Origin of the sequence: Tsukamurella sp. TY48 (assembly GCF_019656655.1) — a bacterium.
GTDB classification, from domain to species: Bacteria; Actinomycetota; Actinomycetes; order Mycobacteriales; family Mycobacteriaceae; genus Tsukamurella; species Tsukamurella strandjordii.
On sequence record NZ_BPMV01000001.1, the window covers coordinates 1,072,759 to 1,093,571 of the forward strand.

The following is a 20,813-nucleotide window of genomic DNA, read 5'->3' on the forward strand; positions in this document are numbered from 1 at the left end:
GGTGCGCCGGATGCCGGCACGGGGTGCTCGCTCAGACGCGGGGTCGGCGGGTACGGAAGTCCTGGGCGATGGCGTCGAAGGTGGACCAACGGACGCCCTCGTGGGAGCTGATGTGTTCGATCAGGCGCTCCAGCATGAGGAGCACCTGCGGGCGGCCCGCCACATCCGGGTGGATGGTGAAGGTGAAGACGGCGTAGTCACTCTCGCGGTAGACCCAGTCGAACTGGTCCCGCCACATCTGCTCGATATCGCGCGGGTTCACGAAGCCGTGGCTGTTCGGGCTGCCCTTGATGAACATCATGGGCGGCAGATCGTCGAGGTACCAGCTCGCCGGGATCTCGATCAGATCGGTCTCCTCGCCGCGGACGAGGGGTTTCATCCAGGCGGCGGCGGGCTTGTCGTAGTCGATCGGGGTCCACGTGTCGCCGACGCGCACGTAGTACGGCTCGAAGTCGCGGTGCATGAGGGAGTGGTCGTAGGCGATGCCGCGCTCGATGAGCAGTTCGTTGGTCACCTTGCTGAATTCCCACCACGGCGCGACGTACCCGGTGGGCCGCTTGCCGGTGCGGGTCTGGATGAGATCGATGCAGTGGTCGAGGATCTCGGATTCCTGCTCGCGGGTCATCGCGATGGGGTTCTCGTGGCTGTATCCGTGCAGCCCGATCTCGTGGCCGGCGGCCACCACCGCGTCGAACTGCTCGGGGAAGGTCTCGATCGAGTGGCCCGGCCAGAACCAGGTGGCGGGGAGCTCGTATTTGGCGAGCAGCGAGTTGAGCCGGGGCACACCGACTTCGCCGGCGAAGATGCCGCGCGAGATGTCGCCCGGCGAGTTCTCTCCACCGTACGAGCCGAGCCATCCACCGACGGCATCGACATCGATGCCGAAGGCGACGAAGATCTCCTTGGTCATGAATCAGTCCTCCTGGTTGTTCGCGTAGACGTCGATCAGGGAAGTGGCGTTGTCCGCCCGGAGCATGTGATGGGAGAGCAAGAGCGCCAGCAGTATCCGGACCTGGGTGGCCGGCAGTCCGGATGCGGCGGGTATGCCGGCGGCCACGAGATCGGCCCCGCCGCCGTTGCCGTAGACGCCCGCCACCGGCCCCTCGGGCACCCGGGTGGACAGCACCAGCGCGGTGCCCGCCGCCAGGAGGTCGGTGGCCGCGGAGACCACATCGGGGTTCGCGTTGCCGATGCCGGTGCCGGCGATCACCACACCGGTGGCGCCCACGGCCACGGCGGCGCGCAGCAGTGCGTCGTCCGCGCCCGGATACATCTCGACGAGGTCGACCCGGGTGCGATCGAAGTCGCTGGTGGGGCGCGGCAGGGGTTTGGGCCGGCGCGGCGCCGAGGCGATGACCACGGTGTCGCCGCGGATCTCGCCGACTCCCGCGCCGAGCACCGAATCGAAGGCCGCGAGGGCCGTGGTGTGGATCTTGCGAGTTCCGCGGGCCGGCAGGACGCGACCCGCGAAGACGATCAGGACCCCCAGGTCACGAGCGTCCGGGGACGCCGCGACGCGCACCGCGTCCGCGAGGTTGCGCCGGCCGTCGCCGTCGGCGGCATCCTGCGGTCGCTGTGCGCCGGTCAGCACCACCGGCCGCGGATCGTCGTGCACCAGGTCGAGCAGGATCGCGGTCTCCTCCAGGGTGTCGGTGCCGTGCGTGATCACGACGCCGTCCACGCGGTCCTCCCCGCCCCGGGCCAAGACCTCGGCGACGGCATCACTGATCTCGCGCATGTGCCCGAGAGTGAGCCGGTAGGAGCCCACCGTCATCAGGTCGATGGTGTCGGTGCGGACGTCCCGGACACCGGCGTCGGCCAGGAGGGTCGCGCCGGTTCGATTGGCGACCACACCGCCCTCGGTGGCCGTCGACGCGATCGTCCCGCCGGTCGCAATGACCGCTACTCGTGCTTGCATGACGACGAGTGAACCACGTCACAAACGATTGCGGCAATCGTTTGTGTAAATTTGCTCAAACGTTTGTGTAACGCCTCGCGCCCAGCGGTGCGTCTGTAGTGTTGGCGTCCATGACCAGGGAGGAGCACCCGTGAAAGCAGCACGGCGAGGCACGCTGACCCTCCGGATGCTCGCCGACGAGCTCGGTGTGAGCCCGTCGACGGTGTCCCGGGTGCTGAACGCCGACGGCGACGATGCGCTGCGCTGGGCATCGACCGATACCGTGGCCCGCATCCGCGCCCTCGCACAGGAGCAGGGCTACTCCCCCAATCCGCAGGCCTCCAGCCTGCGCACCCGCCGCTCCGGGCTCATCGGCGTGCTCGTTCCCCGCCTGCAGGACTACGTGCTCGCCACCATCTACGAGGGCATCGAAGAGGCCGCCAGCGAATCCGGGCAGTCGACCTTCGTCACCAACTCGCTCGATCTCATCGACAACCAGCGCGCCCGGACGCAGATGATGATCGACCGACGGGTCGACGGGATGATCTTCGGCGACGCGCATCTGGACCACGCCTTCCTCGACGAGGTGCACCGGCACGGGCTCCCCTTCGTCCTCACATCCCGGCACTCCGGGGACTACCCGGCGGCCACCGTCGATGACGTCAAGGGCGGACGCCTCGTGGGCGAGCACCTGGCCTCGACCGGCCGTCGCGATATCGCGATCCTCGCCGGACTCGAATTCGCGTCCACCGCACAGGACCGGACCTCGGGAGCACGGCAGGCACTGTCCGAACACGGAATCCACGTTCCCGACGATCGCGTCGTGTACTCGAGTTTCGATCCCGCCGGCGGCCGCGCGGGGATGGAGCGCATCCTGGCGACCGGCCCGGTTCCGGATGCGGTCTTCGCGACCAACGACTTCGCCGCCCTGGGCTCCTTCGGCGCGCTCCGCGATCGCGGCATCCGCGTTCCCGACGATGTCGCGCTCGTGGGCTACAACGACACCCCGCTCGCGGACGGCGGCGCCGTCGCTCTGACCACCGTGCGCTCGCCCATGCACGAGATGGGCCGCCAAGCGATGCGATTGCTCACCGAGGTGCTGTCGGGCGGCACCCCCGAATCGGTCTTGATGGAACCCGAACTCGTGGTCCGCCGCAGTAGCGATCCCGATGCCGCGCGGCGCGGCACCGTCTGAGCCCAGCAGATCCTCCGGCCGCCGGATGCAGCCGGCGCACCGTCCCTCACCGAATCGATCAGGAGACCAGTCCATGAGCACCGCACCCACTTCGTACACCGTCGATGTCATCGCCGGCGACGGCATCGGCCTGGAGGTCATGCCCGCGGCCATCGACTGTGTGGACACCCTCGCGTCCCGGTTCGACTTCCAGGTCACCTGGCGACACCGCGAGTGGGGCTCGGACTACTACCGCGCCCACGGACGCATGATGCCCGTCGACGGGATCGACCAGCTCGCCAGCGGCGATGCCACGCTGCTGGGAGCCGTGGGGGCCGAGGACATCCCGGACGATGTCACGCTGTGGGGCCTGCTCATCCCGATCCGACGCGAATTCGACCAGTACATCAATCTGCGACCGATCCGGATCCTGCCGGGCGTCGATTCGCCGCTCGCCGGTGTCGAGGAACTCGACATCGTGGTGGTCCGCGAGAACGTGGAGGGCGAGTACTCGGAGATCGGCGGCCGGTTCCACCGGGGCCGTCCCGAGGAGACCGCGATACAGGAGGCGGTGTTCACCCGCGCCGGCATCACTCGGGTCGCGGAATACGCCGCGGCACAAGCCCTCGCACGCAGCGGGAAGCTGGTCTCGGCGACGAAGTCCAACGGGATCATCCACACCATGCCCTTCTGGGACGAGGTGGTGGCCGAGGTCGTCGCCGCCACTCCCGGGGTGAGCGTCGAGAAGGTGCTCATCGATGCGCTCGCCGCCCGCCTGGTGCTCAAGCCGCACAGCGTGGACGTGATCGTCGCATCGAATCTCTTCGGCGACATCCTGTCCGACCTCGTGGCCGCCATCGCCGGCTCGATCGGCATCGCCCCCAGCGGCAATCTCAACCCCGCACGGCGGTACCCGTCGATGTTCGAGCCCGTGCACGGGTCCGCACCCGACATCGCGGGCCGCAACCTGGCCAACCCCGTCGGCCAGATGTGGGCAGCGGCGATGATGCTCGACCACTTCGGGGAGAACGCCGCCTCGACCGCGCTGATGACGGGCGTGGAAGCGGTTCTCGCATCGGGTACCCGCACCCGCGACCTCGGCGGAACCGCGGGCACCGACGAGTTCAGCAAGGCCGTGATCGACCAGCTCCGGCGGTAGTCCGCTACCCCAGTGCGCGGAGGGCGGCGCGGGCCGCGTGCCAGCCCACCATGCCGTGCACGCCGGGTGCACCGGCGGCGGAGGAACACAGGTACACCCGGTCGGTGAGCCGGTAGGGATCGAAGAGCCTCGGCCGCCGCACCAGCTGCGTGGGTATCGCTGCGCCGGCGGCGATATCCCCGCCCACCAGGTTGGCGTTCGAGGCCTGCAGCTGCGCCGGACCCACGGACCGGACCTCGATGATCCGCTCCCGCACCCCGGGCGCGTGCCGCTCCACCTCGGCGATGATCGACTCGGTGAGATCGCCGGGGAAACCGTTGGGACAGTGCACGTACATCGACACCGGTACCAGTGCCCCCGAGCACCGCGACGGATCGGCGAGGTACTGCTGGGACAGGATCATCACGGGCCGCTCGGGCATCCGCCCGCGGTTGACCATGAGCTCCTTGTGCGCGATCTCGGCCGCGGTCCCGCCCAGATGCACGAAGGCCGCGGCGTGCAATTCCTCCTGTGCCCAGGGGATCCCGCCATCCAGCACCAGGTCCACCTTGAACGCGGCGGGGCCGAACCGCCACCGTCGGGCGCGGCGGCGCAGCCACCCGGGCGCGTGCGAGCCCAGCAGCTCCCGCGCGGCGGGCAGCCCCGTGTCGAGCACCACGAGATCGGCGTCCGGCAACCGGTCCACGCGCTCGCCGGTACGGATGGTGCCGCCGTGCCCCTCCACGATCCGGGCCAGACCGTCCGAGATCATCTGCGATCCGCCGACCGGCACCGGCCAGGGGCGCACCCCGGACAGCAGGTAGCCGATCGAGCTGGTCATCGGGAGGTGCTGCGGGGTGATCGAATGCGCCGCCACCCCGGCGAAGACGGCGCCGCCGACCCGGCCGAGGGCGCGCGCCGTGACCGATGCGGGCAGCGCGAACCGCGGGCCCCAGCGCAGCGCCGCCGCGGGGTGCTGCGGCACCTCGGGGAGCGGGCCGAAGAACGCCGGCATCACCTCGGGGCCGCAGTCGGGGACATCGGCCAGGGTGCCCACCGCATCGGCCAGCGGGTGCGCCACGTCGATCGGGGCGGTCGCCCACTGAATGTCCAGCCCCACGTCGCGCAGCGCGGGCGAGGCGTAGGCGAGCGGGTGGCCGGTGGAGAAGCGATCGATCACGGTGCCGTGCAGCGTGTCGGAACGGCAGGCGCCGCCGAGGGTGGTCGCGGCCTCCAGCACCGTCACGTCCAGGCCCTCGCGGGCCAGGACGGCGGCCGCGGTGAGCCCGTTGGGTCCGGATCCGACGACGACGGCGGAGGTCATGCCTCCACACTATCCAGCGCGGCGATACCGTGAGGGCATGCGCACCGTGCACCGGCTCCAGCCCTTCATGTCCACGATCTTCGCCGAGATCTCGACACTCGCCACCGAGCACGATGCGGTGAACCTGGGGCAGGGCTTCCCGGACACCGACGGTCCCGCGGGCATGCTGCGCGCCGCGAAGGACGCGATCGACGGTGGCCTCAACCAGTACCCGCCGGGCGACGGCCTGCCGGAGCTGCGCCGCGCCGTCGCCGCGCAGGTGGAGCGGGATTACGGGCTGAGTTACGACCCGAACGGCGAGGTGCTGGTGACCGTGGGCGCCTCGGAGGGGATCGCCGCGGCCGTCCTCGGCCTCGTGGAGCCCGGCCGCGAGGTGATCCTCATCGAGCCCTTCTACGACTCCTACGCCGCCACGGTGGCGCTGGCCGGTGCGCACCGCGTGGTGGTGCCGCTGATCGAGGACGGCGACCGGTACCGCCTCGACCCCGATCTGCTGCGGGCCGCGGTCACCGACAAGACCGCCGCGATCATCGTCAACTCCCCGCACAACCCCTCCGGCACCGTGCTCTCCGACGAGGATCTGGCCGCCGTCGCCGCGCTCTGCGTGGAGCGCGATCTGCTGTGCTTCACCGATGAGGTGTACGAGCACCTGTTGTTCGACGGCCGCGTGCACCGCCCGCTGGCGGCCTTCGAGGGCATGCGCGAGCGCACCGTCCGGATCTCGGGAGCGGCCAAGTCCTTCAACGTGACCGGCTGGAAGGTCGGCTGGATCACGGCGCCGCGGGAGCTGGCGGACGCCTGCCGGGCCGCGAAGCAGTGGCTCACCTTCACCGGTGCCGCCCCGCTGCAGCACGCGGTGGCGTACGCCCTCGACACCGAGGGCGCCTGGCTGGCGCAGCTCGCACCGGATCTGCAGGCCAAGCGGGACCTGCTCACCACGGCCCTGCGCGACAACGGATTCACCGTGCACCCGGCCGAGGGCACGTACTTCGTGTGCGCCGACGCGCGCAGCCTGGGCTACGACGATGCCGGCGACCTGTGCCGCGCGATGCCCGAACAGATCGGCGTGGCCGCGGTACCGGTGAGTGCGCTCGCCGACGACCACGACCGCTGGGGGCACCTGATCCGGTTCGCCTTCAGCAAGCAGGCCGATGTGCTGGCCGAGGGGGTGCGCCGGCTGGCGACGCTCCCCCACCGGATCAGCTGAGCGCGGGGATCACCTCGCGTTCGAAGAGCTCCAGACCCGAACGGTCGTAGGCGATCTCGGGGAAGTAGCAGATCGCATAGGTCATCCCCTGCGCCTCGAGCTTGCGCAGGTTGTCCACGATCTCAGCGGGGGTACCCACGCCGGGCATACCGGCGAAGGCCCCCATCGAGGCGTCGGCGGCCTCGATGGGCGCGTACTCGGAGTAGCGGCGGCGCACCTCGTCGAGCCGGGCCTGCACATCGGTGGCGTTCTCGGCGATCGCGATGTTGTAGTTCGCCGAGCGGGTGATCGCATCGAAATCGGTGCCCACCTCGGCGCAGTGCTGCCGCAGGATCTCGGACTTGTGGGCGAAGCCCTCGTAGGTGCCGTCGAAGTTGGTGTACTGCGCGTACTGCGCGGCGATCCGCAGCGTCTTCTTCTCGCCGCCGCCGGCGATCCACAGCGGGATGCCGCCGTCCTGCAGCGGGCGGGGCTCGCAGATCGCACCGTCCACCTGGTAGTACTTGCCGTCCAGCGTGGCCGACCCCTCGGTCCAGGCCTGGCGCATGATCTGCACGCCCTCGTCGAGCCGGCCGAGCCGCTCGCCCGCGGAGGGGAAACCGTAGCCGTAGGCCCGCCACTCGTGCTCGTACCAGCCGCCGCCGATGCCCATCTGGGTGCGGCCGCCGGAGATCAGGTCCACGGTGGCGGCCACCTTGGCGAGGTAGGCCGGGTTGCGGTAGCTCATGGCGGTGCACATCTGGCCGAGCTTCACCCGGTTCGTGGTCGCCGCGAACGCGGCCATCAGGCTCCACGCCTCGTGGGTGGCCTCGCGGGTGGGCACCGGCACGGTGTGGAAGTGGTCGTAGACCCAGACGGAGTCCCACGGGCCGGCGTCGGCGTGCTGCGCGAGGCCGTTCATGGTGGACCACTGGTCTGCGGGGTCGATGCCGACGAGATCGAGTCGCCAGCCTTGCGGGATGAAGAGTCCGAAGCGCACGGGTCCACCCTACGGATGTCGCTCGGACCTGTCAGTGGGTCGGCGTACCGTCGGCGGCATGCAGGACGGTCTGTTCGAGGTGGCTGCGCAGCGCCGGGAACTGAAAGACGGGGCGTGGCTGGACGTGCGCACCGGCTGGCAGCCGGAGCCGGACGAGTTGTTCGCCGCGCTCGCCCGCGATGTGCCGTGGGTCGAGGAACGCCGCCGCATGTACGACCGCACGCTTCCTGTGCCGCGGCTGCTGCGCTACTACGACACCGGGGCGGAGCTGCCGCATCCCGCGCTCGGCGCGGCGCGGGACCGGCTCACCGAGATGTACTGGGACGATCTGCGCGAGCCCTTCACCTCCGTGGGCCTGTGCCTGTACCGGGACGGGTCCGATTCGGTGGCCTGGCACGGCGACACCATCGGTCGCGGCGCCACGCACGACACCGTGGTCGCGATCGTCTCCCTCGGCTCCACCCGCCCGTTCCTGATGCGCCCGCGGGGCGGCGGGGCCAGCACGCGGCTCACGGTGGGGCACGGCGATCTGCTCGCGATGGGCGGTTCGGCGCAGCGCACGTGGGAGCACGCCGTCCCGAAGGTGCCCGATGCGGGGCCCCGGATCAGCGTGCAGTTCCGGGTGGCCGGGGTGCGCTGACGGGCAACCCCACCAATCGCATACTGGTCATTACCTCGTGTGCCAAGATGTGGTTATGTCCGCGAACGATGCCCGGACGGTCGCGATCTCGGACGGCCCGGTCCCCAAACACGAGCAGTTGCGCGCGCTCATCGAGAAGCGCTGCGCCGCGGAGCTGGCTCCGGGGTCCGCGCTCCCCAGTGAGCGGCAACTGTGCGAGGAGTACGGGGTCTCGCGGATCACGGTGCGGGAGGCGCTGCGCCAGCTCGTCGCGGAGGGCACCTTGGTGCGGATCCGCGGCAAGGGCACCTTCGTGGCCGATCACCCCGCGCGCTCGCACCTGCACCTCGCATCCTTCCACGAGGACATGCGCCGGCTCGGCCGCGTCCCCACCACCACGGTGCTGCAGACCGAGCTGCGGGTGCCGCCACCGTCGACCACCTCGGCCCTCGGGCTGCGCGCGGCCGACCGCGCCTTCCACGTCAAGCGGCTGCGGATCGCCGACGGGGTGCCGATGTCCGTGGACGACGCCTGGTACCCCGAGTTCGTGGCGCCGGACCTGACGGAACACGAACTGACGCAGTCGATCTACGAACTGCTGCGGATCGAGTACGGCCGGCCGATCGACCACGCCGAGCAGTCGATCGGCGCGATCGCGGCGAAGGGCGAGCTGGCGCGCCTGCTCGACGTGCCCGCCGGCGCTCCCCTACTGGCCTTCGACCGCGTCTCGTTCTCCGGCGCGGCGCGAGTGGAGCATTCGTACTCCTGGTACCGATCCGACCGGTACCGGGTGCAGATGACGGTGACCGATCCGGCCCAGTAGCGGCTAGGCGAAACTGAAGCAGGTCGCGCAGAAATCGGTTCCCAGCGGGGTGATCTCGATCCGCCGCCGCACCGTCTTGGCGTACCGTCCGGCGTTGCCGATCGCCTCCACCACCATCGGCTGCACCTGCAGCAGCTCGTAGCGCTGCACCTGCACCTGCTCCTTGGAGAACCAGATCAGGCCCAGCCGGTGCAGGTTGCCGAGGTACACCGCGATGTGGTCCTGGTGCCGGCAGCCCGCCACCTCGGCGATCATCGACAGGCCCGCGGCCACGGTCTCCGAGCCCACCCCGAAGGGCCGGTTGGTGCGCACGTCCACGGCGGGCTGCGGGCCCTCGCGGTGCAGCAGTCGCAGGATGCGGGCCTCGTCGGGCGCGATCTGCTCGAGGATGTGGGCGTAGGCCGGGTGCGGCCCCTCGGTGCACGCCTTCGCCGCCGAGCGCGCGAGCAGTCGGTCGCCGGCGCGCCGCAGCTCGTCCCGGCTCGGGCCGGTGGGCTCGTCGTCGGGATCGTCGTCGTCGACCACCTCGCCGTGCACCACCACGTGCGGCACCTGCTCGACGGTGCGCGCCACGTCCACCAGATGCTCGGCCTCGGAGACGAAGTGCCGGGTGAGGCGCTGCGCCGAGCCGCCCACCTCGCGGCCGAAGCTGAACGCCGAGTTCGACGCCCGGCCCACGAGGCCGAGCAGCCCGCCGGATTCCTCCTGCCGGTCCGCGGTCTCGGGGACCTGCGCATCGCGCGCCACCAGTTCGCGCCCCTCGGCGTCGGCCGCGGGGGTCGTGGTCGACCGGGACTTCTCGCTCACGTCTGTCACACTCCGAAAATCGCTAGATGGAGGAACCCGGCCGCCGAGCCCAGCACCGCGCCGTGCAGGAACAACAGCCACTCGTCCTGTTTGATGGCCGAGCGCAGCAGCTCACTGAGGTCCTCGGGCCGCAGGATGCTCATCCGTGCGACCACGAACTCGCGGACCTTGGTCTGCTGCTGGGCGGCGAACTCCGGATCGCTCACCGTCTGCTCGGCCACCTTGATGGCCTCCGCTCCGGCCAGCTGCGGCACCCGCTCGTAGGTGTCGTAACCCACCGACAGCTTGACCACGCCGCGCGCCCAGCCCGAGGCCTTGTCGACCGAATCGCGGAGCACGGATTCGACGGTGGCGCGGGTGCGGTCCGACCGCGGGCCGTGGAGCAACTCGTCGCAGATGTTCTCCACGGTGACCACCTGATCGGCCATCACGGTGGCGTACTGCTCGGCGATCTCCTGGCGACGCTTGAGGAACAGTCCCTGGCGCCACGGCACCCAGCGGTTCGAATGCAGCGGTTCGAAGATCATCGTCAGGCCCACGTAGTTCACCACGTAGCCGATCACGATCCCGCCCACCGGCAGCAGCCACCAGTAGGGAAAGAAATGGAGTAGACCAACCAGAACGAAACCCATCGGATATCCGAAATAGAATCCGAAGTTCTGCATGAACAACAATTCTTTGCGGCCGACGTTGTAGAAGATGTCCTTGAGCACCTTCGGATTCGCCGAGAGGTAGCGGATCACCATCAGTTTCGCGTCGATGTAATCGTCGATGTTCTCGCCGATGGTGGAGGTGATCTTTCGGACGTCGGTGGGCAACGAGGCCGCCACCCGGCGGTACACGAGAAGGCGGACGTCCTCGGGGAGCGAGTACCACAGCCGCGGATTCTCGCGCCGCATGATCCCCTCGACGATGGACGGGATCTCGGGCAGCGCGGCGCGGGTGAGTTGCTCGGAGATGTACTCCGGATCCATCACCTCGTAGAACTGCGCAATGCTTCCGACCTTGGACAACGACTTGTCCACGGCGATGCTCGCCATCTTCTCGGCGCGGGAGGGGACGATGCCCTGCCAGCCCACCCTGCCGTCGGCCCGGATGGCCGGGATCACCTGCACCCGGCGGGGCAGGAACGGATAGAGGGTGGCCACCCCGGGAACCTTGACGCCGTAAAAACGTTTCGGCTCGAACAGCATGAGAATGCCGGTCCAGTTGGTGATGTAACCGATGATGCCGGTGAACAGCGGAATGGTGATCAACTGCTCGATCAGGTGCCAATTCACCACGCGCACCCGATCGGTCCGTAGACCGCCTTCGCCCCGCTCACCACATATCCTCCGTACCGCCGCCGGACCGCGAAACAATCCGTCCCACGAATCATTCCCGACCGCCAATCACCACACTTCGCGGGCAACTGTACTCAATGAAGTGAGAGGTTTGGACCGTCTGTCGATCACGCATCGCCGGATTCGACGCTGTCGACGTGGGGATCGATTCCCCGGCAGGCATTTTCGGGTTCAGACCGAGAAGATCACATCTCCGGCGGCCACATCGCGCTCCGCCGGAGCGGCGATCGTGTCCGGCTTCGAATCCATGAGCACCACGGGGCAGATCGCACTGAGTCCGCGTTCGCGGATCAGTGCGGGCGAGAACGAGATCAGCGGATCCCCGGCGGCCACGGTCGCCTTCTCGGCGGCGAGCAGAGTGAATCCCTCGCCCTGCAGATTCACGGTGTCGATCCCCACGTGCACCAGGATTCCGGCACCGGCGCCGAGCACGATGGCCGCGTGCGGATGCAGCTTGAGCACGGTTCCGGCGATCGGCGAGACCACCACCACGTCGGCACCGTCGGCACCGTCCGCCGGCTCGATCGCGACGCCGGAACCCACCATCTGGCCCGCGAACACCTGATCGGGCACGGCCGAGAGGGGGACGAGCCGCCCGGTCACCGGGGCGAGCACGTCCGTCACAGCAGGTCCTGGATGTCCTCGGCGAGTGCATCGGCGGTCGGTCCCACCACCACCTGGACCGCGGACCCCGCCACCATCACGCCGTGCGAGAGCTTCTTCAGGGCGGCCTGGTCGACCTTGGAGGTGTCCTTCACCTCGCACCGCAGGCGGGTGATGCAGCCCTCCACCTCTTCGATGTTGTCCGCACCGCCGAGCCCGTCCACGATGTCCTGCGCAGTGGCCATGATCGCCGCCTCCTGATCGAGAGTTGTGGGGAAAGCGACTCGCGCAGCCCCAACTGGTTATAACCTGTCGTCATCCTAGTGGGCCTGCACGCGACAGGAGCGAAAAATGAGTTCCTCATCCGGATCCGGTATATCAGCACGGCGGCTCGATCTGAGCGGTCTGCAGAAACTCGGCCGCAGCCTGATGCTGCCGATCGCGGTCCTCCCCGCGGCCGGACTGCTCCTGCGCCTCGGCCAGGACGACATGCTGGGCCGCTTCGATTCGATGAAGACCGTCGCGGCGGTGATCGGCGGCGCGGGCAACGCCCTCATCTCGAACCTGCCGATCCTGTTCGCGGTGGGCATCGCGATCGGCTGGGCCAAGAAGGCCGACGGTTCCACCGCACTCGCCGCGCTGGTCGGGTACCTCTCCTTCCAGGCGGTCGAGAAGGCCATGTCGCCGGTGGTGCTCGCCGGCAAGGTCGACAAGGCCGGCGATCCCGCCGTGGTCGACTACGGAGTGCTCGGCGGCATCGTCATCGGCATCATGTCGGCGGTGCTGTGGCAGCGGTACTACCGCACCAAGCTGCCCGATTACATCGGCTTCTTCTCGGGCCGCCGCCTGGTGCCGATCCTCACCGCGTCCGGCGCCATCGTGGTGGGCGTGATCATGTCCTTCGCCTACCCGGTGTTCAACTGGGCGCTCACCGGCCTGGGCACCTGGGTGGCCGAGAACTCGGTGGTGGGCGGCGGCGTCTTCGGCGCGGTGAACCGGCTGCTGCTCCCGCTCGGCCTGCACCACATCATCAACTCCGTGGTCTGGTTCGTGCTGGGCGACTACACGACGTCGACCGGTGAAGTGGTGCACGGCGACATCTCGCGGTTCCTCCAGGGCGATCCCACCGCCGGCACGTTCATGACCGGGTTCTTCCCGATCATGATGTTCGGCCTGCCCGCCGCGGCGTTCGCCATCTACCGCTGCGCCAAGCCGGAGAACCGCAAGACGGTGGGCGGCATCATGGTCTCCGTCGCGCTCACCAGCTTCCTCACCGGCATCACCGAGCCGCTGGAGTTCTCCTTCATCTTCGTCGCCTGGCCGCTGCTGCTGATCCACGCGCTGCTCACCGGCAGCTCCCTGCTGATCGCGAACTGGCTCGACATCCATCACGGTTTCACCTTCTCGGCCGGATTCATCGACTACGTCCTGAATTTCGGCAAGGCGACCAACCCGCTGTGGATCATCCCGATGGGCCTGATCTACGCCGTGATCTACTACTTCTCGTTCAGTTTCATCATCAAGCGGCGGAATCTGAAGACCCCCGGCCGCGAGGACGACGACGAGGCCGAGGTGACCGCTTGACCGAGCTGCTGCGCGGCACCGTCGTGACCCCGTCCGGGACCATCGACGACGGTGTCGTGGCCCTGACCGGCCCGACGATCACCGAGGTCGGACCGGCCTCGGCCTTCCCCGCCGCCGACCTCCCCGCACCGTCGGATCTGGTGTACCTGCCCGGGATGATCGACGTGCACTGCCACGGCGGCGGAGGCTTCGGCTTCCCGGACTCCGATGCCGACGGCGCGCGGTCGGCCGCGCGGCACCACCTGCTGCGCGGGACCACCACGCTGCTCGCCTCGCTCGTCTCGGCCGCGCCCGAGAAGCTGCTGGAGCGGATCGCCGTGCTGGCGCCGCTCGTGGACGAGGGCACCGTGGCCGGCCTGCACCTGGAGGGCCCCTTCCTCGCGCAGGAGGTGTGCGGCGCACAGGATCCGCGGTACATCATCGACGGCGACCCGGACCTGCTGCGCCGCCTGCTGGACGCGGCCGACGGCCGGATCGCCTCGATGACCGTGGCCGCCGAGACCCCGCACTTCGCGGAACTGGCTCGGCTGCTGTCCGAGCGCGGCGCCGTGGTCTCGGTGGGGCACACCGCCGGCGACTACGACACCGTGGCCGCCGCGCTCACCGCGCCGCAGGGTCCGGTGAGCATCACCCACCTGTTCAACGGCATGCACCCGATGCATCACCGGCATCCGGGCGCGGTGGGCGCCGCGCTCGCCGTGGCGGGCGAGGGCCGGGCCGTGGCCGAGGTGATCGGCGACGGCGTGCACCTGGCGGCGGGCACGGTGGCCATGGTCTTCGCGACCGTGGGTGCCGACCACATCGCCCTGATCTCCGACGCCATGCAGGCGGCCGGGATGCCCGACGGGCAGTACACGCTCGGTCCGCTCGATGTGACCGTCGGCGGCGGGGTCGCGCGCCTGACCACCACCGACGGCACGCCCGGCGCCATCGCGGGCGGCACCGCCTCCGTGCTCGACGTCGCCGTGCGCGCGGTCCGCGATTCCGGTGTCCCCCTCGCCGATGCGGCGCGCGCCGGTGCCACCACGCCGGCCCGGCTGCTGGGCCTCACCGATCGCGGCGAGCTGGCCCCGGGCCTGCGCGCGGACGTGCTGGAGCTCGGCTCCGATCTCGCGCTGCGCCGCGTGCTGCGCGCCGGCATCGAGATCGTCTGACGCCTCCCTAGGGACACGCCACCCCTGTGGAGGGTCGGCTGCACTCAGGCGAGGTCGAGGTCGCCGGTGATCGTGGTGCGGGTGGCGCCGCCGATCCAGATGTCGCCGTCGATCCGCTCCACGTGCACCCGCCCGCGGCGTCCGAGAACGGTTCCCTGCGAGGCGATGTAGCGCTCCGGCAGCGCGCCGGCACCGATCAGCCACTGCGCCAGGCCCGCGTTGAGGGAGCCGGTCACCGGGTCCTCGGGGACGGCGAGGTCGGGGCAGAAGGCGCGCACCTCCACGGCGCACTCCCCTCCGCCCGGGTACCGGCCCACGGCGCCGATCTGCAGCTCACCCATCGCAGCGAAGTCCGGGTCCAGGGCCAGCACCGCATCGGCATCGGGCAACAACACCGCCACCCAGCCGGGGCCGTTGTCCACCCACTGGGCGGCGCGCACCTCGTCGGGCCGCACCCGCAGGCCGGCGGCGATCCGCGCCACCGTCGCGGCATCGACGGATCCGCTGCGCCGCAGGGGCGGTGCCGCGAAGGCCAGGGTGTCCCCGAGGCGCAGCCGGACGAGCCCGGCCGCACATTCCTGTACGACGGTGCCGGCCCCGGCCGGGTGTCCCCCGGCCTCCAGCCAGGCGTGCGCGCTGCCGAGCGTGGGATGCCCGGCGAAGGGGAGCTCGCCGCCGGGGGTGAAGATCCGCAACCGGTAGTCGGCACCGGAATCGGTGGGGCGCAACAGGAAGGTGGTCTCGCTCAGGTTGGTCCAGCGCGCGAAGGCCGCCATCTGCGCGTCGGTGAGATCGTCGGCGTCGTGCACCACCGCCACGGGGTTGCCGAGCAGCGGCTCGGCGGAGAAGACGTCGACCTGTCGGAAGCGGTGCATGTCAGTACAGGTCCCGTCCGTACCCGGCCCCGTAGTAGCGGTCGAGTTCCTCCATCGGCTCCTCCGGACGCTCCAGCTTCTTGGCGATCACGGCGCGGCGGGGCACCCCGTGATCGTCGTCCTCGGTGGGCCAGCTCGACGGGTCCCAGGCCTCCGAGCGCAGGAAGGCCTTGCTGCAGTGGAAGAAGACCTCGTCGATCGCCACCTCGGTGATCATCAGCGGCAGCTTGCCCTGCACCGCCATCAGCGGGGCGTACTCGGCGTCCGCGAGCACCACCGCGGTGCCGTTGATCCGCAGCGTGTCGCCGCGCCCGGGCACCACGAATTCCACCGCGATGTGCGGGTCCTGCAGCAGATTCTTCAGGCCGTCCACGCGCCGGTTCCCCGGCCGGTCCGGCAGCGCGACGGTGCGCTCGTCGAGCACCAACACCGACCCCGCCGGATCGCCCTTGGGTGAGACGTCGAGGTTGCCGCCGGCGTCGCAGGTGCCCACGAAGTACAGCCGCGATGCGGCGAGGAAGGCGCGATGCACATCGGTGAGCTCCGTGCGGACCTTGTCGCGCACCCGGTCGATCGGCTGCGGGATCAGCTCGCGCAGCTCGACCTCCGTGGTCACCTGCCTACGGACGTGCTCCATGCGTCCACGATAGGCGGCGCGGCCCCCGCGACGGAAACGCCTTTCAGAGCGGGTTGAGGATGCGGTCGAGGAATTCGCGGGTGCGCTCCTGGGTGGGCGCCCCGATCACGTCCGCGGGCCGTCCGGATTCCAGCACCACGCCGCGGTCGACGAACAGCACCTGGTCGGCCACATCGCGCGCGAAGGCCATCTCGTGGGTCACCACCACCATGGTGCGGCCCTCGGTGGCGAGATCGCGCATCACGGACAGCACATCGCCCACGAGCTCGGGGTCGAGCGCGGACGTCGGCTCGTCGAACAGCACGACCTTCGGCCGCAGCGCCAGAGCCCGGGCGATGCCCACGCGCTGCTGCTGCCCGCCGGAGAGCTGGTGCGGGTACTTGTCGGCGTGGTCTGCCAGGCCCACCCGGGCGAGCAGCTCGCGGGCCTCGGCGTCCGCCTCACCGGCCGGACGCTTCTGCACCACGACGGGGCCCTCGGTGACGTTCTGCAGCGCGGTCTTGTGCGGGAACAGGTTGTGCGACTGGAAGACCATGGCGCTCTGCGCGCGGTACCGGGCGAGGGACGCCTTATCGGGTGCGCCGGCGTCGAAGTCCACGGTCTCGGACCCGACGGTGACGGTGCCCCCGTCGGGCATCTCGAGCGCGTTGAGCGACCGGAGCACCGTGGTCTTGCCGGAACCGGACGGTCCGATGATCACCGTCACGGTGCCCTCGGGCACGGTGAAGTCGACCCCGCGCAGCACCTGCGCATCGCCGAAGGACTTGGTGAGGCCGGATACCGAGATCAGGTCGGTCATCGCGCCACGTACCTTTCGAATCGGGTCTCCAGCGAGGACTGGACGAAGCTGAGCACCTGGCAGATCACCCAGTAGTAACAGGCCGCCACCACGTACATGACGAAGAAGTCGTAGGTGGGCGCGGCGGCGATCTGCGCGGTGCGGAACAGTTCGGTGACCAGGATGGTCGAGGCCAGCGAGGTGTCCTTGACCAGGGAGATCAGCGTGTTCGCCAACGGCGGCGTCGCGACCCGGGAGGCCTGCGGCAAGATGATGCGCCGCAGTGAGGTGCGGTAATCCATGCCGATGGTGGTGGCCGCCTCCCACTGGCCGCGCGGCACCGCGCCGATCGCGGCACGGATGATCTCGGCGGCGTAGCCGCCCACGTTGAGCGAGAAGGCCACCACCGCGGCGAGGAACGGATCGATCGAGATCCCCGCGAGGGGCAGGCCGAAGAAGATGATCACCAGTTGCACCAGCAGCGGGGTACCGCGGATGATCGAGATGTAGGCGCGGGCGAGACCGCTCACCGCGCGGCGCTTGGACATCCGCGCCAGCGCCACCCCGAGGGCGATCGCGAGCCCGATCACGAAGCTGATCGCGGTGAGCGGAATGGTCTTGGTGACGGTGGCCTCGGCCAGCGGGACCAGGTTGCGGCGCACCATGTCCCAGGTGCTCGACGATCCGCCCGCGGCGGCGCGGCTCTCGGCCTGCGCACCGAAGTACTTCTGCGAGATCCGCTCGGCGGTGCCGTCGGCGCGGATCTCCGCGAGCCCGCGGTTGACCTCGGTCATGATCGCCGACCCCTTGCGGGCGGCGAACACCGATTGCGACTTGTCGGGGGTCTCGGCGGCGATCTTCACCGGGGCACCGGGGTTCACGGCGAGGTAGTTGCGCACCACGCCGGTGTCGTTGACCACCGCGTCCACCCGGCCCTGGGCCAGCACGTTGACGGCGTCGGTGAAACTGTTGACCGCCTCGATCTTCGCGCCGGCCTTCTCGGCCACGCCGGACCAGCTGCTGGTGACGCTCTGGGCGGTGGTCTTGCCCTTGAGATCGGCGAGCGAGGTGATGGAGGTGTCGTCCTTGCGGACCAGGATCGAGCCGCCGGTCTGCAGGTACGGATCGGAGAGGGCGTATTTGGCCGCGCGTTCGTCGCTGTAGGTCACCTGGTTGGCCACCAGATCGAAGCGGTTCGCCTCCAGCGCGGCCATCATCGAATCCCACGGGGTCTCGACGAATTCCACCCGCCACCCGATCTTCTGGGCGATGGCGGTGATCATCTCCACGTCGTAGCCGGTGAGCTTGTCGTCCTGATCGTGGTAGCTGTACACCTGGTACACACCCTCGGTGCCCACCCGCAGCACACCCGGATCGGGAAGCGCCGGTTCGGCGTTCGCGGGCAGCGGGCCGGCCACCACCAGCAGGGCGAACAGCGCGGCGAGCACGCGCCGGAGCATCGGCATCGTCAGGTCCTCGGATCGAGAGTCGGGAAGGGCGAGAGGCCCTCCAGTTGATAGGCCACGTCGAGCAGGGTGGCCTCGTCGCCGGGGCCCGCGCCCCACACTTGCACCGATCCGGGCAGTCCGCAGGGCATCAGGGTGTGCGGGACGGCGATCGCCGGCGCGCCGGCGATGTTGTTCACCGGGGTGAAGCCCACGTAGTCCACCAGTTTCGCCATCAGCTCCTCGAAGGGCTGATCGGGCGACATCTCGCCGAGCAGCGGGGCCGGGGTCGCCAGCACCGGACTGAGCAACAGATCGTAGGTGTCGAGCTGGCGGGCGTACAGCTCGGAGGTGCGGCGCAGCCGGGCGATCGCGGGACCGAGCCGCAGCGCCGACGATTTGAGCATCGCCAGCAGGCCCGTGGTCATCGGGTCGAGTTCGGCGGGCCGGAAGCCGCGGCCGTTGGCGGCCTTGGAGATCCCCACCTCGGCGCCGGCCATGGCGGACCAGTACAGCGTGAAATCGTCGATGAACCGCTCGTCGATGGACAGCGCGTGCGGTTCCACGGTGTGCCCGGCGTCGCTGAGCACCCGTGCCGCGGAGAGCACCACGTCGAGGACCTCGGGATGCACCTCCCGCCCGCGGATGTCGCGGGTGATCACGCCGATCCGCAGCCGCCGGTCCGACGGTCCGCGCACCAGCCCGATCGGGGGCAGGCCCGCCGCGGGGGCGTAGGCCTCCGCGGCGGCGAGGTAGTGCGCGGTATCGCGCACCGTCCGGGTCAGCACGCCCTCGGTCACCAGGTTCACGGGCAGCTGGCGCACACCGGGCTGATCCTCCATCCGGCCGCGGGAGGGCTTGAGCCCCACCAGCCCGGCACAGGCGGCCGGGATGCGGATGCTGCCGCCACCGTCGTTGCCGTGCCCGATCGGAACCACGCCCGCGGCGACCAGCGCGGCGGTGCCGCCGGACGATCCGCCGACGGACCGGTCGGTGTCCCAGGGGTTGCGCGCGGGCGGCCGCCCGCCGGCGAACTCGGTGCTGGCGGTGAGCCCGAACTCGGGCATCTGGGATTTGCCGAGGGCCGTGAATCCCTGTGCCAGGAACTGTTTCGCGGGCGGCGAGGAGCGCTTCACCGGTTTCGGGGTGAAGGCCGCCGACCCGAAGCAGGTGGGCATGCCCGCGACGTCCACGTTGTCCTTGACGAAGGTGGGAACGCCGCCGAAGAGCCCGCCGCGGGGCGTCGCCTGCTCGGCATCGTCGTAGGCGGCGTACGCCACCGCGCCGAGCTCCTCCACCGCGCGGGCCCGGGCGATCGCCGCGGCGGTGAGTTCGCGCGGGTCCACCGCCCCGCTGCGCACCGCCTCCGCGGCCCCGAGGGCGTCGAATCCGGTGAGGGCATCGTCGGTGTAAGCGGTGACACGCATGCGTTGTTCTTAGCACCGCGGGGTCCGTCCCGGACAACGAACCTTTTTCAACCAAGGGGTTGAATTAGGCGCGAGGCGGGCGTACCGTCGTATTCAACAGATTGGTTGAATACGAAGGAGGCGGGACCACGAACGACGACATCGACGACCTGTCCAAGGCGTTCGCCGCCCTGGCGGACCCCACCCGGCGCGACATCGTGGCCCGGCTCGCCGACGGCGACGCCACCCTGACGGAGATCGCCGAACACTACGACGTGAGCATCCAGGCCGTGTCCAAGCACCTCACCGTGCTGGAGAACGCCCGGTTGATCAGCAGGACCCGGCGCGCACAGGCGCGCCCCGCCCACCTGGAAGCGGAGGTCTTCGACCTGATGAACGGGTGGATCGAGCGGTACCGGCGCCGCGCCGAGGAGCGCTACCAGCGCCTCGACGCCGTGCTGGCCGACATGAACGACGAAGAGAACCCCACCACCACTACCGAACAACGAGGAGCAGCATCATGACCACCACCAACGCCGAGACCGGCATCGAGGCCTCGACCACCGTCCCGTCGATCACCATCACCCGCGACTTCCGCGCCACCCCGGCGCAGCTGCATCGCGCACACACCGATCCGGACGTCTACACCAAGTGGGTCGGCCCGTCCGACATCGATACCGAGATCGTGCACTGGGACGCGCGCACCGGCGGCAGCTACGCGTACCGCAGCGTGCGCCACGGTCAGAAGGACGGCGAGGAGTTCTGCTTCCACGGCAGCTTCCACGACGTGACGCCCGACCGGATCGTGCAGACCTTCACCTACGACGGGATGCCCGAGTCGGTCTCCCTGGAGACCATGACCTTCGAGGACCTGGGCGACGGCCGCACCCGGCTGCGCTCCACCTCGCTGCTCGACAGCTTCGAGAGCCGCGACGGCATGCTCGCCAGCGGCATGGAGGTGGGCATCGTCGACGGCTACGCCAAGTTGGACGACCTCCTCGAGGCCGGAGACCTGTAGTT

Annotated in this window: 22 protein-coding genes; 9 read left to right on the top strand and 13 right to left on the bottom strand. The window is 69.8% G+C overall.

Annotated features, from left to right (window positions below):
• Positions 1-31 precede the first annotated feature (31 nt).
• Both TTY48_RS05210 and TTY48_RS05215 read right to left on the bottom strand, forming a co-directional pair.
• On the bottom strand, positions 32-910 hold the full coding sequence (locus TTY48_RS05210) for a polysaccharide deacetylase (RefSeq protein ID WP_220656494.1): 879 nt from the start codon (positions 908-910) through the stop codon (positions 32-34).
• A 3-nt stretch (positions 911-913) separates the two neighbouring features.
• Positions 914-1,918 carry an asparaginase gene (locus tag TTY48_RS05215; protein ID WP_220656495.1) on the bottom strand — a complete coding sequence of 335 codons (1,005 nt, stop codon included), beginning with the start codon at positions 1,916-1,918 and terminating at the stop codon, positions 914-916.
• Positions 1,919-2,084: 166 nt separating this feature from the next.
• On the opposite strand from TTY48_RS05215, the gene TTY48_RS05220 reads away from it, so the two are divergent.
• Positions 2,085-3,092, top strand: a complete 1,008-nt coding sequence (locus TTY48_RS05220) for a LacI family DNA-binding transcriptional regulator (protein ID WP_220658458.1) — start codon at positions 2,085-2,087, stop codon at positions 3,090-3,092.
• Positions 3,093-3,165: 73 nt separating this feature from the next.
• Positions 3,166-4,230 carry a tartrate dehydrogenase gene (locus TTY48_RS05225; protein WP_220656496.1) on the top strand — a complete coding sequence of 355 codons (1,065 nt, stop codon included), beginning with the start codon at positions 3,166-3,168 and terminating at the stop codon, positions 4,228-4,230.
• A 4-nt stretch (positions 4,231-4,234) separates the two neighbouring features.
• Here TTY48_RS05225 and TTY48_RS05230 read toward each other — a convergent pair whose 3' ends face one another.
• The gene (locus TTY48_RS05230) at positions 4,235-5,533 is read right to left on the bottom strand and encodes an NAD(P)/FAD-dependent oxidoreductase (protein WP_220656497.1); all 1,299 of its coding nucleotides are present in this window, start codon (positions 5,531-5,533) and stop codon (positions 4,235-4,237) included.
• 37 nt (positions 5,534-5,570) lie between these two features.
• Between TTY48_RS05230 and TTY48_RS05235 the strand changes: the two genes are divergently transcribed.
• Positions 5,571-6,740 (top strand): pyridoxal phosphate-dependent aminotransferase, encoded by a 1,170-nt coding sequence (locus TTY48_RS05235; protein WP_220656498.1) that lies wholly within the window; start codon positions 5,571-5,573, stop codon positions 6,738-6,740.
• On the opposite strand, the gene TTY48_RS05240 is transcribed toward TTY48_RS05235, so the two are convergent.
• The gene (locus TTY48_RS05240) at positions 6,733-7,719 is read right to left on the bottom strand and encodes an LLM class F420-dependent oxidoreductase (RefSeq protein WP_220656499.1); all 987 of its coding nucleotides are present in this window, start codon (positions 7,717-7,719) and stop codon (positions 6,733-6,735) included. The two genes, TTY48_RS05235 and TTY48_RS05240, sit on opposite strands and share 8 nt — an antisense overlap.
• Before the next feature lie 58 nt (positions 7,720-7,777).
• On the opposite strand from TTY48_RS05240, the gene TTY48_RS05245 reads away from it, so the two are divergent.
• Together TTY48_RS05245 and TTY48_RS05250 are read left to right on the top strand one after the other, a co-directional pair.
• Positions 7,778-8,359, top strand: a complete 582-nt coding sequence (locus TTY48_RS05245) for an alpha-ketoglutarate-dependent dioxygenase AlkB (protein WP_220656500.1) — start codon at positions 7,778-7,780, stop codon at positions 8,357-8,359.
• A 55-nt stretch (positions 8,360-8,414) separates the two neighbouring features.
• The gene (locus TTY48_RS05250; RefSeq protein ID WP_220656501.1) at positions 8,415-9,161 is read left to right on the top strand and encodes a GntR family transcriptional regulator; all 747 of its coding nucleotides are present in this window, start codon (positions 8,415-8,417) and stop codon (positions 9,159-9,161) included.
• 3 nt (positions 9,162-9,164) lie between these two features.
• On the opposite strand, the gene TTY48_RS05255 is transcribed toward TTY48_RS05250, so the two are convergent.
• The 4 genes from TTY48_RS05255 to TTY48_RS05270 all read right to left on the bottom strand — a co-directional run bounded on the left by TTY48_RS05255 (position 9,165) and on the right by TTY48_RS05270 (position 12,159).
• On the bottom strand, positions 9,165-9,968 hold the full coding sequence (locus TTY48_RS05255; RefSeq protein WP_220656502.1) for an Abi-alpha family protein: 804 nt from the start codon (positions 9,966-9,968) through the stop codon (positions 9,165-9,167).
• A 5-nt stretch (positions 9,969-9,973) separates the two neighbouring features.
• Positions 9,974-11,248: a DUF445 domain-containing protein gene (locus TTY48_RS05260; protein ID WP_220656503.1), complete on the bottom strand. Its 1,275-nt coding sequence runs from the start codon at positions 11,246-11,248 to the stop codon at positions 9,974-9,976.
• Between the two features lie 234 nt (positions 11,249-11,482).
• Positions 11,483-11,935: a PTS glucose transporter subunit IIA gene (locus TTY48_RS05265; RefSeq protein WP_220656504.1), complete on the bottom strand. Its 453-nt coding sequence runs from the start codon at positions 11,933-11,935 to the stop codon at positions 11,483-11,485.
• Entirely contained in the window at positions 11,932-12,159 is a 228-nt protein-coding gene (locus TTY48_RS05270; RefSeq protein WP_304941241.1) for a PTS glucose/sucrose transporter subunit IIB, read from the bottom strand. The genes TTY48_RS05265 and TTY48_RS05270 overlap by 4 nt, the downstream gene beginning before the upstream one ends.
• Positions 12,160-12,265: 106 nt before the next feature.
• Here TTY48_RS05270 and TTY48_RS05275 point away from each other — a divergent pair, with 106 nt between their 5' ends.
• Together TTY48_RS05275 and TTY48_RS05280 are read left to right on the top strand one after the other, a co-directional pair.
• A complete protein-coding gene (locus tag TTY48_RS05275; RefSeq protein ID WP_220656505.1) occupies positions 12,266-13,498 on the top strand; it encodes a PTS transporter subunit EIIC in 1,233 nt (410 codons plus the stop codon).
• A gap of 5 nt (positions 13,499-13,503) precedes the next feature.
• Positions 13,504-14,652, top strand: coding sequence for an amidohydrolase family protein (locus TTY48_RS05280; RefSeq protein ID WP_220658460.1), 1,149 nt, complete (start codon positions 13,504-13,506; stop codon positions 14,650-14,652).
• 44 nt (positions 14,653-14,696) lie between these two features.
• On the opposite strand, the gene TTY48_RS05285 is transcribed toward TTY48_RS05280, so the two are convergent.
• From TTY48_RS05285 to TTY48_RS05305, 5 genes are read right to left on the bottom strand one after another with little or no spacing between them, the layout of a single operon-like run.
• A complete protein-coding gene (locus TTY48_RS05285) occupies positions 14,697-15,527 on the bottom strand; it encodes a PhzF family phenazine biosynthesis protein (protein WP_220656506.1) in 831 nt (276 codons plus the stop codon).
• A 1-nt stretch (position 15,528) separates the two neighbouring features.
• Positions 15,529-16,164, bottom strand: coding sequence for an MSMEG_1061 family FMN-dependent PPOX-type flavoprotein (locus TTY48_RS05290; protein WP_220656507.1), 636 nt, complete (start codon positions 16,162-16,164; stop codon positions 15,529-15,531).
• A 43-nt stretch (positions 16,165-16,207) separates the two neighbouring features.
• Positions 16,208-16,963, bottom strand: a complete 756-nt coding sequence (locus TTY48_RS05295) for an amino acid ABC transporter ATP-binding protein (RefSeq protein WP_220656508.1) — start codon at positions 16,961-16,963, stop codon at positions 16,208-16,210.
• Positions 16,960-18,408: an ABC transporter substrate-binding protein/permease gene (locus TTY48_RS05300; protein ID WP_220656509.1), complete on the bottom strand. Its 1,449-nt coding sequence runs from the start codon at positions 18,406-18,408 to the stop codon at positions 16,960-16,962. The genes TTY48_RS05295 and TTY48_RS05300 overlap by 4 nt, the downstream gene beginning before the upstream one ends.
• A gap of 2 nt (positions 18,409-18,410) precedes the next feature.
• Positions 18,411-19,814: an amidase gene (locus TTY48_RS05305; protein WP_220656510.1), complete on the bottom strand. Its 1,404-nt coding sequence runs from the start codon at positions 19,812-19,814 to the stop codon at positions 18,411-18,413.
• Positions 19,815-19,915: 101 nt separating this feature from the next.
• On the opposite strand from TTY48_RS05305, the gene TTY48_RS05310 reads away from it, so the two are divergent.
• Positions 19,916-20,317: a helix-turn-helix transcriptional regulator gene (locus TTY48_RS05310; RefSeq protein WP_255585509.1), complete on the top strand. Its 402-nt coding sequence runs from the start codon at positions 19,916-19,918 to the stop codon at positions 20,315-20,317.
• Complete coding sequence (locus tag TTY48_RS05315; RefSeq protein WP_220656511.1) at positions 20,314-20,811, top strand: SRPBCC family protein; 498 nt, start codon at positions 20,314-20,316, stop codon at positions 20,809-20,811. Before TTY48_RS05310 ends, TTY48_RS05315 begins: the two co-directional genes overlap by 4 nt.
• Positions 20,812-20,813: the final 2 nt, after the last annotated feature.